The 17,601-nt window shown below is 38.0% G+C and carries 13 protein-coding genes; all 13 read left to right on the top strand.

The genetic code is table 11. From position 1 onward, the window contains the following. Positions 1 to 204: 204 nt before the first annotated feature. The 13 genes from HBB17_RS04630 to HBB17_RS04570 all read left to right on the top strand — a co-directional run bounded on the left by HBB17_RS04630 (position 205) and on the right by HBB17_RS04570 (position 17,598). Positions 205 to 900: a helix-turn-helix domain-containing protein gene (locus HBB17_RS04630; RefSeq protein ID WP_167956163.1), complete on the top strand. Its 696-nt coding sequence runs from the start codon at positions 205 to 207 to the stop codon at positions 898 to 900. A gap of 97 nt (positions 901 to 997) precedes the next feature. Then, a complete protein-coding gene (locus tag HBB17_RS04625; RefSeq protein ID WP_167956161.1) occupies positions 998 to 1,495 on the top strand; it encodes a GNAT family N-acetyltransferase in 498 nt (165 codons plus the stop codon). Positions 1,496 to 1,742: 247 nt separating this feature from the next. Continuing rightward, complete coding sequence (locus HBB17_RS04620; RefSeq protein ID WP_167956159.1) at positions 1,743 to 3,629, top strand: metallophosphoesterase family protein; 1,887 nt, start codon at positions 1,743 to 1,745, stop codon at positions 3,627 to 3,629. A gap of 134 nt (positions 3,630 to 3,763) precedes the next feature. Then, positions 3,764 to 6,049, top strand: a complete 2,286-nt coding sequence (locus HBB17_RS04615; RefSeq protein WP_167956156.1) for an excinuclease ABC subunit UvrA — start codon at positions 3,764 to 3,766, stop codon at positions 6,047 to 6,049. Further along, on the top strand, positions 6,046 to 7,011 hold the full coding sequence (locus HBB17_RS04610; protein ID WP_167956155.1) for a serine hydrolase domain-containing protein: 966 nt from the start codon (positions 6,046 to 6,048) through the stop codon (positions 7,009 to 7,011). The genes HBB17_RS04615 and HBB17_RS04610 overlap by 4 nt, the downstream gene beginning before the upstream one ends. Before the next feature lie 197 nt (positions 7,012 to 7,208). Then, entirely contained in the window at positions 7,209 to 8,006 is a 798-nt protein-coding gene (locus HBB17_RS04605; protein WP_167956153.1) for an MBL fold metallo-hydrolase, read from the top strand. A 78-nt stretch (positions 8,007 to 8,084) separates the two neighbouring features. After that, a complete protein-coding gene (locus tag HBB17_RS04600) occupies positions 8,085 to 8,630 on the top strand; it encodes a CDP-alcohol phosphatidyltransferase family protein (protein ID WP_167956151.1) in 546 nt (181 codons plus the stop codon). A 662-nt stretch (positions 8,631 to 9,292) separates the two neighbouring features. Then, positions 9,293 to 10,270, top strand: coding sequence for a phosphotransferase enzyme family protein (locus tag HBB17_RS04595; RefSeq protein WP_167956149.1), 978 nt, complete (start codon positions 9,293 to 9,295; stop codon positions 10,268 to 10,270). Positions 10,271 to 10,577: 307 nt separating this feature from the next. Beyond that, positions 10,578 to 11,144 carry a DUF1062 domain-containing protein gene (locus HBB17_RS04590; RefSeq protein ID WP_167956147.1) on the top strand — a complete coding sequence of 189 codons (567 nt, stop codon included), beginning with the start codon at positions 10,578 to 10,580 and terminating at the stop codon, positions 11,142 to 11,144. A gap of 253 nt (positions 11,145 to 11,397) precedes the next feature. After that, complete coding sequence (locus tag HBB17_RS04585) at positions 11,398 to 12,348, top strand: phospho-N-acetylmuramoyl-pentapeptide-transferase (RefSeq protein WP_167956145.1); 951 nt, start codon at positions 11,398 to 11,400, stop codon at positions 12,346 to 12,348. A gap of 261 nt (positions 12,349 to 12,609) precedes the next feature. Continuing rightward, positions 12,610 to 14,790 carry an anaerobic ribonucleoside-triphosphate reductase gene (gene nrdD / locus HBB17_RS04580; protein WP_167956247.1) on the top strand — a complete coding sequence of 727 codons (2,181 nt, stop codon included), beginning with the start codon at positions 12,610 to 12,612 and terminating at the stop codon, positions 14,788 to 14,790. Between the two features lie 187 nt (positions 14,791 to 14,977). Beyond that, positions 14,978 to 15,505 carry an anaerobic ribonucleoside-triphosphate reductase activating protein gene (nrdG, locus tag HBB17_RS04575; RefSeq protein WP_167956143.1) on the top strand — a complete coding sequence of 176 codons (528 nt, stop codon included), beginning with the start codon at positions 14,978 to 14,980 and terminating at the stop codon, positions 15,503 to 15,505. Between the two features lie 227 nt (positions 15,506 to 15,732). Next, complete coding sequence (locus HBB17_RS04570; protein WP_167956141.1) at positions 15,733 to 17,598, top strand: ABC transporter ATP-binding protein; 1,866 nt, start codon at positions 15,733 to 15,735, stop codon at positions 17,596 to 17,598. The last annotated feature ends 3 nt before the right edge of the window (positions 17,599 to 17,601 follow it).

Raw genomic sequence — 17,601 nt, 5'->3', positions numbered from 1 at the left:
TATTTCTACCTTATTGCAACTTTTGGTTGCGAAGATTGGGAAATTAGAAACAGAAAATTGGTGTTGTAATATTGAGAAATCCGCTATACTAATCCTGTGGTCAAGAACAAAACGATTCTATTGAAATCTTATGATGGACGATCAGAAGTTCAGATGAAAGGATCGTGAAAAGACCATAAATAGTATGGAGAATGGAGGAATGGGATGAGTTTTGGGCATAACATTCAGTTTTTAAGAAAATTGCATGATGGTATGACACAGGAAGAGTTGGCAGAGATCATGCAGGTATCGAGACAAACGGTATCAAAGTGGGAATTGGATCTTGCGTATCCGGAGATGGACAAAGTAATTGATTTATGTAGTTTTTTTTCCTGTAGTATGGATCAGCTGATTCGGGAAGATTTGAATACGAATAATGAGGCATTTTCCGATATTCGTATTGTGACACAGGAAGCATTTTCATATGTGAAACATATCGTAATCAGTGAAACGCCAGAAGATGATGCGATTGCTTCTATCAAAGGTTGGGCAACGCAGAATAATTTGGTTGAACCAAAGATCATTGGCTGGGATTTTCCTAATCTGTCACAAGAACAGATCAATGTATACCATATGCATGGTTATGTTGCTGCCTGTATGCTACCAGAGAATTTTTCATCGGAGCAAAATCAGATGGAAATCTATTCTCAAAAGGAAGAAAAGTATGCCGTCATAACGGTAACAGATCCATTTCTAGCTCCATTTCAGTTAATTCCTAATGCATATAAGACTCTAGAGCGATACCTCGACGTAAATAATATTCCGCACATGTGGAGAAAGGATGCTATCAACTGCTTTGAATATGAATACCAAAAAGAGGGAAAGTGTTATATGGATATTTACATATTGCTTGCGAAATAAAGGATAGTACTGGTTAGGTTGTGAAACCGCCATACTATTTTAAAGAAAACCCGTTGGTAAGCAAACCAGTTAGATTGTTGAATAGGGGGGGATACACATGGAAGAATTTAAGGGATTACAATTTATAAAAGTTACAAAAGAGGACGTTATGCCATTAACGGCAATCATGAAACGAGCATTTGATGAAGATACGAAGCGTCATCTGGGAGAAGAAAGTGGTGGACCAGATGGATATGACAATGGAGAATTCATTCAAAAATGGTACATAGAAAGTGGAGCGGAAGCGTATAAAATAGTAAAAGACGGAGTGCTGGTTGGAGGATGCAATGTATTCCTAGGAAGAGAGCAGGAGAATTTCCTTGGAAGTGTATTCCTTGATCCATCATGTCAAGATAAGGGATATGGAACGTGCATCTGGAAGTTCATAGAACAAAAGTATCCTGATACGCGTGTATGGAGAACGGAAACTCCAGGATTTTCAAAACGAAATCATAATTTTTATGTGAATAAATGTGGTTTTCATGTAGTGAAAATAGAGAATCCAAAAGATAAATATGAAGAGAATTATATTCTTGAAAAAGTAATGAAAGAATAAGAGAAGGCTCTGGTGTAGTCTAGGGCTGTGTGAAGGTATCACCTCCAAGTGTGTTGTAATTAATGGGACACTTGGAGGTTTTTTTTGTTTTACAACGTTCTTTGTTCTGTATTATAATAGTTTTGTCTACAATATGTGATAAGTATACAGAAAAACGGATAAATGTTGAACATTTGCTTGGATTTTATTTGTTTGGGAGGCATAAGTCAGGCAAATCCTATAATAAAGTTACGAATGAGGGGGACATATGAGGATCAAAGACATCTATAAAAAATTAAATTGGTTGAGGAGAGGATGTAGTCAATTAGGTATTGCGGTTACATTTGCAATTTTATCACCGATGGTTTTTATTGTATTGTTTGATATACGTACAGAGACGACCGATGTTGCAAGAATTAATATGCTGGGGACAGTAGGGGCTGTTATCTGTGGAGTACCGATGCTGTGCTATCTTTTAGTAGGAATAGGGAAGATGATTCCCTTTTGGATACATCGCAAGGAGAAGATGCATCTATCACATCGTGCATACGAATATGCAACGGATTGTTGCTTAAAGTGGAAACATTCGATTACCTTATCGATTATTATCGGAATTGCTTTATTTGCTATAGGAATACTACCATGTTTGATGGTTTCCATGGTACGAAATTCCAATCCAAGATTTCTACTCATATCCGATGTGTTTGCCTTTTTATTAGGAGCGATAGGAATTGGCTTAATCGTAAAGGCGGGGCTATTGTATCTGGTTCAGAAGAAATTGATGTTTGTACTAGACAATACGATCGAAGATGAGGAGGACCTTGATTTTAAGAAACTGAAGAAGAATACCGTTATAAAGTTAGCCATTGTACAGGTGGCAATTTTGATCGTAGGAATCATCATGGGAGTACAAGCGGGAAGCCTTTCTATCTTTATACAAAGTTTTCTTTTACTAGAGATTCTACTATTACTATACATATTACTTGCCAATCCCTTTGGAAAATGGCACTATCTGCGGAAAATGAAAAAGGGAAGAAAATGGGTAGCCTGTTTATTATCGCTCTGTCTTGTTATTGGCTTAGTTAGTATCATGCGATTGGGTTCCTGGTATATCCAACCGTATATCGCAACAATTCCAAGTGTTGCAACAAGAGAGCTTGCCATTACCTATAATGAGGAGACGGGTGTTTATACGATTCAAAATCCAGATAAAGGAGATTTTAAAATCCTACAGATAACGGATGTTCATCTGGGAGGAAGTTTATTATCGTATCGGAAAGACATGAAGGCGTTAGAAGCGGTTTATGAACTGATTGATTATGCAAAACCAGACTTTGTAGTAGTTACAGGTGATTTTGTTTTCCCACTTGGATTTGAATCCTATTCCTTCAACAACTATACGCCGATTATGCAGTTTGCATCCTTTATGAGAAACATTGGTGTTCCATGGGCATTTACCTATGGAAATCATGATACAGAGTTCGTAGCTTCCCATACAGCAGAGGAAGTGAATGATTTATTTGCTTCTTTTTCCTTTGAGAATACAAAGAATCTTCTCTATACCACGAAACAACCAGAGATCACAGGGCGTAGCAACCAGTTGATTGAGATTCGGAATGCAGATGGAACACTTAATCAGGCGGTATTTTTAATTGATTCCAATTCCTATGCCAGCAAGAAATTCAATGATTATGATTATATTCATGATGACCAGGTACAGTGGTATGCGGATACCGTAAAACAATTGTCAGAGAAAGAGGGACATGTTGTATCTTCCTTAATCTTTACGCATATACCAGTGAAAGAGTATAAGACAGCATACGATCTGTACAAAGCAGGAAGTGAAGAAGTTACGTATATACATGGTGCTGTAGGGGAAAAGGGCGAAGCCATCTGCTGTCCAGAGTATGATAGCAAATTGTTCGAAACGGCGGTGAATTTAGGCAGCACGAAAGGAATCTTCGTAGGACATGACCACTATAATACGATCTCTATGCGATACAAAGGAATTCAGCTCTCTTATGGTATGTCGATCGATTATCTTGCTATGCCAGGAATTTCGAAGAAAACAAAGCAGAGAGGTGCTACACTGATTACCTTAAAACCAGATTCACAGATTGAAGTTGAAAACATTGCCCTGAAAGATATCCAATAGACCAATATGCAACATAGCAAGAAATGCAAAGATTCTTTTTTCTAATGTGCTTACAATAGGGACATAGGTTGTGAGAGACATAGGAGGGAACAAGTCTCGCTAACCAAATTGCAATTCAAGTGAGAGGTGAGCATATGGAAGAAATAAAGATTCAAGGAGCACAAATACATAATCTGAAGAATATCAGTTTGTCTATTCCAAAACATAAACTAATCGTGATTACAGGAATCAGCGGTTCTGGAAAATCCAGTCTTGCATTTGATATTCTGTTTGAAGAAGGGAAAAACCAATATCTTCGTTCGATTGGTATTCTGGCAGGGCTTGAGCAAGAGAAACGATTTGAATCCATTGATGGAATTGGGCCAGCAGTTGCGATTAAACAGAACACGATACGTCAAAGTAATCCACGTTCAACGGTGGGAACAAAGACGAATCTTCTTAACCAGTTGGCATTGGTGTACGCAACGGATGGGCAAACGGGGGAAGAGGGGGATCATCTTTCACCAAGTGATTTCCTTTATACAACGGCTGATGGTATGTGTATGGAGTGCCAAGGAAAAGGTTCCTTCTTTGACGTGAATCTAGAGCAGTTGGTTAAAGATCAGACGACAACCCTATGTGAAGTATATGAAAGCTTGAAAGTAACGGCTGGTTTCTTTCGAATCTTACGAAAGAAATTCCAGGCCTATATGGATGAACCATTTTGGCAACTCCCAGAGGATATTCGAGAAGAAGTTGTGTATGGCTGCTATGAAAATGGAAAACAGAGTTACTGTATTGAACGGATACTAAGAAATGCATATGAAAAAGGAGAAGATGTCGAAAGCGTTTATGCGAAGAAGATTTGTCCTGTTTGCCAGGGAGAGCGGATCACAGAAGAAGCCAGTGAAGTTTTACTACATGGAAGGCGATTTGGGGAACTTGGACAGATGACGTTAGACAGTCTACTGGAGTTTCTGCGGGGTATTCCAAAAGAAGAATTGTCGCAGTTTAGTGTTAATGTAATCAAGAATGTGAACCTGAAATTACAACAGTTGATTCAGTTTCGATTGGGACATCTATCCTTGTACCGTGAAATGGCTACCTTAAGTGGTGGAGAGATGCAACGTGTATTCCTTCATCAGCATCTAGAATCGAAAATGGATTCGTTGTTATATGTTTTTGATGAACCAATGGCAGGATTACATCCTTCAGAGAAAGCGTATATGATAAAAGCCGTAAAGGAATTAAGAGACCTTGGGAATACGGTAATCGTTGTAGAACATGATCGGGAGATGATCAAACAAGCGGATCATATCATTGAGATTGGACCGGGAGCAGGAGTGGAAGGAGGAAGTGTGGTCTATCAAGGTCCTTACGAAGAATATAGGAAAGCAGATACCATACTAAGTCAATATCTATCAGGCAAACGGAAAATGCCAGAACGAACAAGTGGTAAACAAAAAGTGGATTTTTCAAAATATCTGACCTTGGAACATGCCAATACCCATTACCTAAAAGATTTAACTGTGGAATTCCCCTTACATGCCATGGTTGGGGTCGCAGGACTTTCTGGTAGTGGGAAGAGCTCTCTCATTCAAGACACTTTATTAAAGCGACTTGCAACACAGAAAAAATATGGTCATGCCGAGGGACTAAAAGGAGCAAGTAACATTAGCGGTTTTGCACAGATATCCCAAGAACCAATCGGAAGAAGTTCGAGCTCGACACCAGCTTCGTATATTGGAATATGGGACAAGATTCGAGAACTTTTTGCAAAACAGCCAGAAGCACAGATTGCGCATATGAGTGCGGGGCATTTCTCCTTTCATTCCAAAGGGGCCTGTCTGGCGTGTGGTGGTAGTGGATATGAGAAGATTTTCCTTACGTCCGATTTCTCTGTGGATAAGATCTGCCCCGTTTGTCATGGAATGCGTTTTCATGAGGATACTTTGGCGGTAACCTATCGTGAGAAAAACATTGCAGATATTTTAGCCATGAGTATTGAAGAAGCGTATGACTTTTTTGCTGATCAAAGTGCCATTCGAAAGCCACTTCGAATTCTGAAACAGATGGGAATGGGTTATCTTACACTTGGTCAACCGACTTCTTCCTTAAGTGGTGGTGAAGCGCAGAGAGTGAAACTGGCCAAAGAACTGGGAAAACAACGGGGAGGCAATATGCTCTATATCCTGGATGAACCGACAACCGGCTTAAGTCTCTATGATACTGCTTTGCTGCTCAATTTATTGGATCAGTTGGTTACAAGTGGAAACTCTGTCATTGTTATTGAACATAACGTGGAAGTACTACGAAGATGTGATTATATCATTGAACTGGGACCGGAAGGTGGGGACAAAGGAGGAGAAATCCTAGGAGTAGGAACACCAATGGAATTGATGCAGCGTCAAAATTCTAAGATAGGGAGGTATCTGGCATGACACCAAAGACAAAGATGGAAAAAATCATGCATAGTGGCTATACAAACATAGGAGGAATGGTTGTACAAAAGCAAGGGGAAATTGTCTATGAAAAGTATTTTGGTGATTGTACAGCAGACAGTACGCTCCATGTGTTTTCTGTGACAAAGAGTATACTGTCACTATTAATCGGTATAGCCATTGATCGAGGGTACATTCAAAGTATTGAGCAGAACATCTTGGATTTTTTTCCAAATTATTCGGTGAAAAAGGGAGAGAATACCATTCAAACGATCAAATTGAAAGATATGCTTACCATGACGGCACCATACAAATACAAAAATCCATCGTATAAGGAGTATTTTACAAGTGATGATTGGGTTAGAGCATCGCTTGATCTTTTAGGAGGACGAGGAAAAATTGGTGAATTCCAGTATGCGCCAGTCATTGGGCCTGATATATTCTCTGGAATTCTTGTTCAAGCAACAGGACAGACGGTGCTTGACTTTGCGAGAGAGCATGTATTCTCTCCTTTGGGAATCACGGTTGCTTCCCCTATCGTTTTTCAGACGATGGAGGAACAGATGGCATTTTACGAAGGAAAGAACAGCAGTGGATGGGTAGCAGATCCAAATGGAGTGAATACAGGCGGTTGGGGGCTTACGCTGACGGCCAGAGACATGGCGAAGATTGGACAACTGTATCTACAAGAAGGAAGATGGGGAGAACAGCAAATCGTATCGAGCCAATGGATTAAGGAAAGTACGAGGGAACACAGTAGATGGGGGAAACTTTTGTATGGATACCTCTGGTGGATAATAGACGAAAAGCAACATAGCTATGCAGCTATGGGGGATGGTGGTAATATTATCTATGTGAACGAGGAGAAAAAGATGGTGATCTCCATTGCGTCCTTCTTCCAGCCGAAAGCAAAAGATCGAATCAAATTAATTAGGGATTATATAGAACCTGCATTTGAATAAAATTACAGAGAGTAGATGAGGGGAACTCTATGAATCATCTTGGTCGTAGACAATGTGCTGAAATTTTCTTCTTGATGGTATTAGTTAATACTGTTATCATAAATTAATAAGGGTTATTCTTGTAATATACATAGTGTTGAGCAGTTGAATAATGGGATAATTACAAAACCCTTTGATTAGGAAAGGAGATATCATAGATGAAAATTACAGCATTAGTAGAGAACCAAGCCAAAGACGATTGCAAAGCAAAACATGGTCTTTCCTTGTACATAGAAACACAAAAACATAAGATTTTGTTTGATCTAGGTCCTGATTCGACTTTATTTACGAATGCAGCGAAAAAGAATATTGATCTTACAAAGGTGGATACAGTCATTATCTCACATGGGCATATGGATCACGGCGGAGCACTTAAGAAGTTCCTCGCAATAAATAATCATGCCAAAATTTATGTACAGCGTAGAGCTTTTGAAGCCCATTCTAGCAAGTTTTTGTGGATATATGCGAATGTAGGCATTGATAAAGCGTTTCTTCATCATCCACAGATCGTCTTGCTGGATGGAGATCAGGTAATCGATGAAGAATTGCAAGTATTTGTAGTAACAGAAGATCGAATGTGTTATTCGAATGCCAATGATTCGCTATATGAGAATAGACAAAAGGATCATTTCCTTCATGAACAGAACCTGGTAATTAACGAGAAAGTAACCGCGATGTTTGTTGGATGTGGGCATACCGGAATCGTTAATATTATGAAAAAGGGAATACAGTATGCCCCACAGGTTTGTATTGGAGGTTACCATCTGTACAATCCATTGACGAAAAAAACAGTAGAAACCAAACTATTAGATGAGATTGCCTCTCATCTGAAACAATATGATACCGTGGATTTCTATACCTGCCATTGCACTGGAAAAGTAGCGTATACGTATTTGGCAAGTAAATTAACCCATATGCACTATCTATCTTGTGGGGAAACCATAACACTTTCCTGATGAAATGATGAAGAGACGAAAACACATGAAAAGACATAAGAATGTGATAAGGTCTGGAAAGGAATTAGCATGAGCAAGGTGAAAAAAAGTACATGGAGAAGCCTAGTACCCAATGGTATTACCTGTTTTCGCATCCCGTTATCTATCAGTTTGTGCTTTTTCCCGTTTCAGACCACGGGTTTTGTTATCATCTATATTCTGTGTGGGTTAACGGACGTTGCAGATGGATATCTGGCAAGAAAGTGGAACGTGGCTGGAAAATGCGGTGCCATGTTGGATTCCATCGCAGATTTTATATTTACTGCGGTTTTGCTAGGAATATGTCTTACAAGGTTAAAATGGTCTAGTTGGATGCTGTGGTGGATGCTTATCATTGTAATCATACGCTGCTTTGCCATATGCGTATGTAAGATACGATACGGTGTAGTTGCATTTTTACATACATACGGGAATAAGATTACAGGCTTTCTTCTGTTTTTATTTCCTTTACTTTACGGAATCCTTCCTTTTACTATGATGGTAGTACTTTTATGTACCGTTGCAAGCTTTGCATCTGTGGAGGAATTACTGATCATGATTACTTCCAAGAAATTGGATCGAGATCAAACAGGAATGAAACAATGATTTAATAGAACCAGGGTATTAACCCTGGTTTTTTTAATATATAGGGTTCGGGTGTAAAAGCCCTTATTTATTTTGAGGTCAGTCAATTTGCACAATTTAAGTTTGTTTAACATGTAATACAGGACATAGTTCAATCGCAACACGCTCTCGCTTGGATGAAGTTCGTAGTGGTACATAAGGCTCTAAAGTACAGAGCCAAAGTACCAACGACTTCATACAGTTGCTCATCAAACTATGTCCTGTATTACATGAGACTAGCTAGTGTTTGTGCAAATTAACGAAAGAAAGTTTTACTAAGGGCTTTTGACACCCTAATCTATATAGGGAAGTTCTCGAACTTTTCTATATATTAAACCCTCCGGGAGGATGCGTACTCGCACATAAGGTAGATGTCAGCTTATGCTGACTGTGCTCGACGCCAAGAACAAAGTGTGCTTTTGAAGGTGCTGTTAATAGAGAGTGTGCGAAGCACACTTTGTTCTGTTTCTAAAGAGGCAAGAAAACAACAAAAGACAGAATGCGTTAATAATATAGACAAAACTGTTAATAAGTCGTAATATAATAAACAAATAAATTTAATGTTTACATAATGCGTTGGGCATGCACAAAAAACTGGAAAATGCATGCGTGCATTTCCTGGTATGCGTATGGAGGGGGATATTATGAACGAATATGAAATCATGAAACAATACTATAACATGGAGGTTGTACATTCAAAGAAATATTCTGTGGGAGCGGGATCAGATACCTATTATGTACAGACAAAGGAGGGAGAATACATTCTAAAGATTCCAAGTCAAGAAGCATGCAATGTACCTGAGAATGAACCTAAACTTTGCAACTTCCTAAGACAACGGGGGGTGCCTGCATCGGAATTTGTAAAAAATGTGGCTGGCCAAGAGCTTAGTCTGGTGGAGGGACGGACCGTAACCTTGCAAAAGTTCATACATGGTATATGTTATGGATTAAATCAGGTACCAGATTGGTTACTTACCGATATGGCTAAGTTACTTGGTAAGATTCATCAATGCTTACAGGAATATGAACCTTTGCCAATTGGAATTGGAGAAGACTTTTTTCAGTTTATGACACCAGAGAGAGCGCTTGCTTCTTACGAATCGAGTTTGAAGATTGCAACAGATCAAAACGATCATGCAGTGATGGCAGACTTAACATACCGTATGGGATTGATGGAGAGATTCCCTTACAAGAATATAAGTTTAGAAGGGGTTTCTGTGGGAAACACCCATGGAGATTATTTCATAAGCCAGATCTTGGCGGGAAAAGATACGATTAATGGAATTATTGACTGGACCACAGCGTGTAGACACCCTTATGTATGGGAGATTTTTCGCTCCTTTGTATATGGTCATGCACAATGTAAAGAGGGGACTATTTCCCTTGAAGCACTAAAACGATATGTAGATTCGTATGCACAATACCAGGAACTGACAAAAAAAGACATAGAGATGATGCCAATCATTTACTATTACCAGATTGCAGTATGTGATTATTATGGACAATACTATCATTCTGATGCAGCAAATCGCCAGATTTATATGAATCAGGCAGTGTTCTCAACCCGCATCATGAAGTGGTTAGAGAACCATATGGATTCCATTATAAAAAGTATCGAATAAAAGACTTCGGGGAGATACAAGGGGCATCGAATAAGGCATATAGCCAAACGCTTGTATGTTGGCTATATGCCTTAAATTTTATTAGAAAAGAGTTTGAGGTGGTGATTCCTTTTCGGATTCGTTATGATAGAGGTATCTTCTAAACAGGTCACCCAGTGAGGGGAAGAAGTGGAAGAGAGATTTATAAGGGGGAACACAATATGAGAACTACTACACCTTTTTTTGCATAGCAGAGGCTATTGCAAATAAAAACAAATAAGAGAGTGTAATAGCCTTTGCCGATCCAAATGTTAGAAGGAGACGCAAGATGTGCTATGAAAAGAAATGGAATTATGAAATTGTACCAGAAGAATCCTATGAGGTGATTCGAAATTGTTCTGGCTGTGGTTGCAAATCACACTATAAGAATACAAACCGTTTTCGTGTGAATGCCAATGGCAATCGGATTGATGTGTGGCTGATCTATCAGTGTGAAAAATGCAAGCATACCTGGAATTTGACCATATATGAAAGACAAAGACCAGAGGAGATACCAAGTACAGAGTATCAGAAATTCTTAAGTAATGATTCAATGACGGCAATGAAGTATGGAACCAATCGGAATCTATTCATGAAAAATCATGGAGATATTGATTGGAAAAATCATCCGTATCAGATTGTAGGTGAGATTACAGAGGGCCAACGAAAAGCAGGAAATCAGTTGCTCATTACCAATCCATATGATCTAAAGATACGAACAGACAAAGTAATTGCGGAAGTGCTAGGAATCTCCAGAAGTCAGGAAAAGGAATTAGAAAAGAATGCATCCATTGTTGTAGAGACAGAAAACTTTGGTAAGCGAATAAAGGTCTGGATTCATAATGACATATCATGATACAAAGACGAAAGGTCATTCGGCAGTCGTTATTGATTATTGTTGGAAAAGCATCATATTAATCCAATGATAATGGATAACGACTGCTTTTTTCTTATGTAATGGTGCAATTGGTTCTATTGTGTTGTAAAATAGGAAATTGTCTTAGGATAAAATTTAACATTGTAAAATTCTTAAGAATGCGATAAGCTTTACTATGGTGATAATCAACGAAATCAAGAAGGGAACTGCAAAGGAGCAGGAGGTAAAGTAAATGTACAAGATCTTATCAAATTATCTTAATGTAAACCAAATCGTGATGATTGGAATTGTATTTGCTTTTTGTCTTACATTTTTGGCATTAAAGCATCCATTTCCATTTTTACCTACCGATAAAGGAAGAGATTATGCTGTAAACGGAAAACTATCCAAGGGAAAGATCAGAGGTGTTGGATTAACATTTGTGATCTGTTTCTTAGTTAGTAGTTTTTTATTCTTACCGTTTGACCGTGAATATGTAATCTATGCCATCTTGTTAACGGGTGTTATGCTAAGTGGATATCTAGATGACGCGTCGGAAACACCTTGGAATGAGTATAAGAAAGGTCTGATTGATCTAATCTTAGCCTTGATTACTGTATTGACATTTATTGATTTTAATTCAACAACTATTTACATAGGAACGATGGAATTGATCATTCCGAAAATCCTATATGTTGTTTTGGGTATCATATTGTTCTGGGTTTCCATTAATGTTACCAATTGTACAGATGGAGTAGATGGATTAAGTGCAAGTATAGCAAGTATTGTACTGCTATCCTTTAGCATTATCTTTAGTCAGACATTAGGAAAGTATGCAATGGCAAACTTTTTATTTGTAGCTGTTTTGCTTGCTTATCTTTATTTTAATACATCGCCAAGTAGCATGTTGATGGGGGATGCTGGTTCGAGAGCAATGGGATATTTTATTGCTATTATTGCCATTAAGACACAACACCCATTGATCTATCTATTGCTTGCAGGAGTATTTATCATTGACGGTGGTTTAGGATTGGTGAAAGTATCACTTCTTCGTTTCCTTAAGATTCGAATCCTGAAGAATACATTGACACCAATTCATGATCATGTAAGAAAAAATCATCATTGGTCGGATACACAAGTAGTTGTTCGATTCATGATTATTCAAGTACTTTTGGCAATTATAGCCTATGTTGTTGTTTGTTAATCGGAAATGCACAGGAAGATTGTTGACTGAAAATTGATAACGTGTCTTTCGATAAAACACCTTATGGTGTATAGATAAAATATATTAACTACTATATCTTGTGCCAAAAAAACAAAAAAGAGATTGAATTATTTCTTTGATACGTTTATAATAGTTGTTGCACTATGTGTATTCGAGAGGAAATAATTGGACGAGGAAACCCTTATGGGGATACTCGCGTTCAAGGGGTAGCACTAAATAGGGAAAGGCATGGGAAAAGGTATGAAAATTATAAAAAGAAATGGTTCAGAAGAAACATTTAATCTAGATAAGATCATAGCTGCAGTTGTGAAAGCCAGTGATGCAACATTGAATTCATTGCTTACGAAAGAACAGATCAATGAAATTGCAGATTATGTTGCATATAAGTGCAAAAGAATGAATCGTGTTGTTTCGGTAGAAGAGATACAAGATATGGTGGAAAACCAGATCATGTCTACCGGTGCATTTGATGTAGCAAAATCTTATGTACGTTATCGATACAAACGATCATTGGTTCGAAAAGCCAACACAACGGATAATACGATCCTTTCACTTATTGAATGTAATAATGAAGAAGTAAAACAAGAAAATTCAAATAAAAATCCAACAGTAAATAGTGTTCAGAGAGATTACATGGCTGGAGAAGTAAGCAAAGATATCACAAGAAGATTGCTTTTACCAGCAGATATTGTAGAAGCAGATCGCGAAGGAATCATTCACTTCCATGATTCCGATTACTATGCACAACATATGCATAATTGTGATCTAATCAACCTAGAAGATATGTTGCAGAATGGTACCGTAATTAGTGAAACGTTAATTGAAAAACCACATAGTTTTTCAACTGCATGTAACATTGCTACACAGATTATTGCGCAGGTCGCTAGTAGCCAATATGGAGGACAAAGTATTAGTCTGGCGCATCTGGCTCCATTTGTACAGATTTCAAGAGAAAAGATCTATAAAGATTTAAAAGAAGAAATCGAACTTTTGGGTACGGATGCAAGTGAAGAAGTATTAAGCCAATTGGTGGAGAAACGCTTACGTAAAGAAATTACAAAAGGTGTGCAAACGATTCAATATCAAGTTGTTACCTTAATGACCACCAATGGACAAGCTCCTTTCTTAACAGTATTCATGTATCTGAATGAAGCAAAGAATGAGCAGGAGAAGAAAGATTTAGCTCTTATCATAGAAGAAACATTAATTCAACGTTACCAAGGTGTTAAGAACGAGGCAGGGGTTTGGGTAACACCAGCATTCCCTAAATTGATCTATGTATTGGAAGAAGATAATATTCATGAGAATGCAGAATACTATTATCTTACAGAATTAGCTGCAAAATGTACAACAAAGCGAATGGTACCAGATTATATTTCAGAAAAGAAGATGAAAGAGTTAAAAGAGGGAAATTGCTTCCCTGTTATGGGATGTAGAAGTAACCTAAGCCCATGGAAAGATGAGAATGGAAATTACAAATTCTACGGTCGCTTTAACCAGGGTGTTGTTACCATAAACTTAGTTGATGTTGCTTTATCTTCTGGTGGAGATATGGACAAGTTCTGGAAGATATTTGACGAACGTCTTGATCTATGCTATCGAGGATTGATGTGTCGTCATAATCGTTTAAAAGGTACTCTTTCAGATGCAGCACCTATCTTATGGCAATACGGTGCGCTTGCAAGATTGAAAAAAGGAGAAACCATCGATCGATTATTATATGGTGGATATTCTACGATTTCTCTTGGATACGCAGGACTTTATGAATGTGTGAAATATATGACAGGCGAGTCCCACACTAATCCAGCTGCAACACCATTTGCATTAGAAGTGATGCAGTATATGAATGATGCCTGTGATCGTTGGAAAAAAGAGACGAATATTGCATTCAGTACGTATGGTTCACCAATCGAAAGTACCACGTACAAGTTTGCAAAATGTCTACAGAAACGATTTGGAATTATCAAAGGAATAACGGATCGAAGCTATATTACCAATAGTTATCATGTACATGTAACAGAACCAATTGATGCATTTACTAAATTAAAATTCGAATCCAAATTCCAGGCATTGTCTTCTGGTGGAGCAGTTAGCTATGTAGAAGTACCAAATATGCAGAATAATATTCCGGCAGTATTGGAAATCATAAAGTATATCTACGATAACATTATGTACGCAGAGTTGAATACAAAGAGCGATTACTGTCAACATTGTGGTTATGATGGAGAGATTCAGATTGTTACAGAAGAGAGTGGAAAACTAGTTTGGGAGTGTCCAAACTGTGGAAACCGTGACGAGAATACACTGAATGTTGCCCGTCGTACGTGTGGTTACATTGGTACACAATTCTGGAATCAGGGAAGAACCAGCGAGATTAAGGAACGTGTTCTGCACTTATCCAATGGAGTCTTATCTGAGTAAGCGGTACCCCAAACTTTGAATTTACTATTGATATTTTGAGTCGTGTAATTAGCAGTCATAGGATAATTACACGACTCTTATTAGGAAATGGATTAATGTTATTAATTCAAACTTCTCACTTGGAAAATTTCAACGAGTAGTTGATTACAAAATAGAAGTTGTGATTGGATGGTTAGGAGAAAATCAAATGTATGTAGGTCAAATATTACAGGCAGACGCAGCTAATGGTCTTGGTATTCGCGTAAGTATTTTTGTTTCAGGTTGCACGAATCAGTGTAAAGGATGCTTTCAACCTCAAACATGGGATTTCGAGTATGGAAGACCTTATGATGAAGAGATGGAAGAATGGATCATGAAGGAATTGGGGAAAGGATATTATAATGGTCTCACAATCCTAGGTGGAGAACCATTTGAGCCGTCGAATCAAAGAGAAGTAGTGAAACTTATTCGACGGGTGAATAAGGAACTTCCTCAACTAAATATCTGGATGTACACAGGCTTTACCTATGACAAGGATCTAGTGGAAGGTGGCTGCCGCCATATCGAAGTGACAGATGAGATTCTGGATCGGATCGATGTCTTAGTAGATGGAAGATTTGTGGAAGAATTGAAAAATATTCAACTGAAATTCCGTGGTTCATCAAACCAGAGAATTATTGATATGAAAAAGACCAGAGAGACAGGGACTTTGGTACTTTCTGAATTGAATAAATAAGCGAAAACGGCTGTTGCAAAATGAAAAGAATTTTGCAACAGCCGTTTTTCGTGCCATATTCACATGCATTCGTGCAACTATATTTAAAAATTCGTAGGAGAAGGTATAATGAAATACATAGATCAACGCTATATGAAGAATTGAAAACAAGTAGAGAAAACAAGTAGAACACGAAGGAAATTAAGAGAGTTGTGAGGCTTAATTAAAGAAATAAGGAGGAGGAGATCATGGAGACAACGTATAAGAAGGAAAGACCAATGATACAGATTATGAAATTATGTGGACTATTTCGTCCCGTTTATCTGTTGTTCATCCCTGTTTGGTTGACAGTTTGTTTAGCAAATACCGTTCAAGGTCTTGTACTTGGAAGTTCCATTGATAATGTAGCAAAAAGTAGTAAACAGGGAGCAATGTACATGGGAATTGTCTGTATTACCTGTACGATAATTGCGTATCTGTTTTCTATATTCAACCGATTTATTATGAACCAATGCGTAGAGAAGCACATTAGAAAGTTAAGAATCAATGTTGGAGAACATTTGGTAAATACTCCATTTGTTGCAATTGAGTCTATGCAGCGTGGAGATGTCTTATCACGTACCATGGGAGATTTAGAAAAAATTCAGTTTTTTCTTGAACAAAATATTGCAAGTTTTACAATCACTGCAATCTCAGCGCTAATTGGAGTTACCATTAGTTTCTCCATTGGTTGGAAGATGACATTAGCGGTGATACTCACGATACCTGTTATAGCAATTATGAACATCATATCAACAAAGTCTTTAGAACATCTCATGATGGTACAGAAAGTGGAGAGTGGTCTTGGTAACGGAATTGCCATGAACTATTTACAACAACTTCCGTCAATCAAAGCATATAATTTGGAAGTCCTATTATCAGGAAAATACTTTTCACAACTAAAAAAGGTTCAGAAGGCGGAGGAAAAGATTGCTCTCAAAAGAGCAGCACTTTCTTTTATTCAGTGTTTATCCAGTACCTTGGTGTATATTACGATGATTGGTTCAGGTGCACTATGTGTTTTAAATCATGAACTGACACCAGGACAATTTGTTATCATCTTGATGTTAATGCAACCAATTGGAGCATTTGCTTATGAAATTCAGAACTTCCTAAATAGTTATAAGGAAAGCAAGACGGGAGCAAAACGTATTTTGGAATTATTCACCCTTCCAGAGGAAATAGAACACGATGCGAAAACCCATGATCGGAAGCAAATAAAGGTCTGTGAGAATACAGATGATTTCATCACATTCGAGCATGTTTCATTTACATATCAAAACAAAGAGGAACAGCAAATCACAGAACAACAAACGCAGGAACAGCAAACCAAGGAACAGCAAATCCAGCAGCAACAAGCAAAGATTAAACATTCAAAAGAACCTATGGTGCTACATGATATTAATTTATCTATAAAGAAAGGGCAAAAGATTGCAGTAGTAGGTTCTAGTGGATGTGGAAAAAGTACATTAATCAAATTAATATGTGCTCTTTATAAAGCCACGGAGGGAACCATAGCGATTGAGGGAATTCCTTATGAAGAACAGGGTATGGAAGAGATTCGTGAAAAAATAGCAGTGGTACTTCAGGAAAACTATTTATTTCCAATGACAATTGCAGAGAATATTCGTTGTGGAAAACCAGATGCAACGATGGAAGAAATCATTGATGTGGCGAAAAAAGTGGGGATTCATGAGTTCATTCAATCATTACCAAATGGGTATGATACAGAATTATCGGATGACGGAAAGAATCTATCAGGAGGTCAACGACAACGGATTTGTATCGCAAGAGCATATATTAAGAGACCAGAAATACTTGTATTAGATGAGCCAACGGCAGCATTGGATACGGAGACAGAGCGAAAAGTTTCACAATCCATTGAGAAACTCATGGAAGGAAAGACGACAATCACAGTGGCACATAGGCTTAGTACGATTATGGAATCTGACCTAATCTTCTGTATGGATGAGGGACAAATAGTAGAATGTGGAACCCACAAGGAATTGTATGAACAACAAGGGCGTTATTATCAGTTGTATCAGATCCAAGAGGGAATGGCAGAGAGTGTCTAGAGG

Origin of the sequence: Anaerosporobacter faecicola (genome assembly GCF_012070565.1) — a bacterium.
GTDB lineage: Bacteria > Bacillota > Clostridia > Lachnospirales > Lachnospiraceae > Anaerosporobacter > Anaerosporobacter faecicola.
The sequence above is the reverse complement of the archived record's forward strand: the minus strand, read 5'-3'. Positions and strand labels throughout refer to the sequence as shown.

What these genes read in the sequence shown, in the direction of transcription:
- HBB17_RS04585 (WP_167956145.1), top strand. Translation starts at nt 11,398, where the DNA reads ATGTACAAGATCTTATCAAATTATCTTAATGTAAACCAAATCGTGATG.
- nrdG (WP_167956143.1), top strand. Translation starts at nt 14,978, where the DNA reads ATGTATGTAGGTCAAATATTACAGGCAGACGCAGCTAATGGTCTTGGT.
- HBB17_RS04605 (WP_167956153.1), top strand. Translation starts at nt 7,209, where the DNA reads ATGAAAATTACAGCATTAGTAGAGAACCAAGCCAAAGACGATTGCAAA.
- HBB17_RS04625 (WP_167956161.1), top strand. Translation starts at nt 998, where the DNA reads ATGGAAGAATTTAAGGGATTACAATTTATAAAAGTTACAAAAGAGGAC.
- HBB17_RS04615 (WP_167956156.1), top strand. Translation starts at nt 3,764, where the DNA reads ATGGAAGAAATAAAGATTCAAGGAGCACAAATACATAATCTGAAGAAT.
- HBB17_RS04570 (WP_167956141.1), top strand. Translation starts at nt 15,733, where the DNA reads ATGGAGACAACGTATAAGAAGGAAAGACCAATGATACAGATTATGAAA.
- HBB17_RS04595 (WP_167956149.1), top strand. Translation starts at nt 9,293, where the DNA reads ATGAACGAATATGAAATCATGAAACAATACTATAACATGGAGGTTGTA.
- HBB17_RS04610 (WP_167956155.1), top strand. Translation starts at nt 6,046, where the DNA reads ATGACACCAAAGACAAAGATGGAAAAAATCATGCATAGTGGCTATACA.
- HBB17_RS04620 (WP_167956159.1), top strand. Translation starts at nt 1,743, where the DNA reads ATGAGGATCAAAGACATCTATAAAAAATTAAATTGGTTGAGGAGAGGA.
- HBB17_RS04630 (WP_167956163.1), top strand. Translation starts at nt 205, where the DNA reads ATGAGTTTTGGGCATAACATTCAGTTTTTAAGAAAATTGCATGATGGT.
- HBB17_RS04590 (WP_167956147.1), top strand. Translation starts at nt 10,578, where the DNA reads ATGTGCTATGAAAAGAAATGGAATTATGAAATTGTACCAGAAGAATCC.
- nrdD (WP_167956247.1), top strand. Translation starts at nt 12,610, where the DNA reads ATGAAAATTATAAAAAGAAATGGTTCAGAAGAAACATTTAATCTAGAT.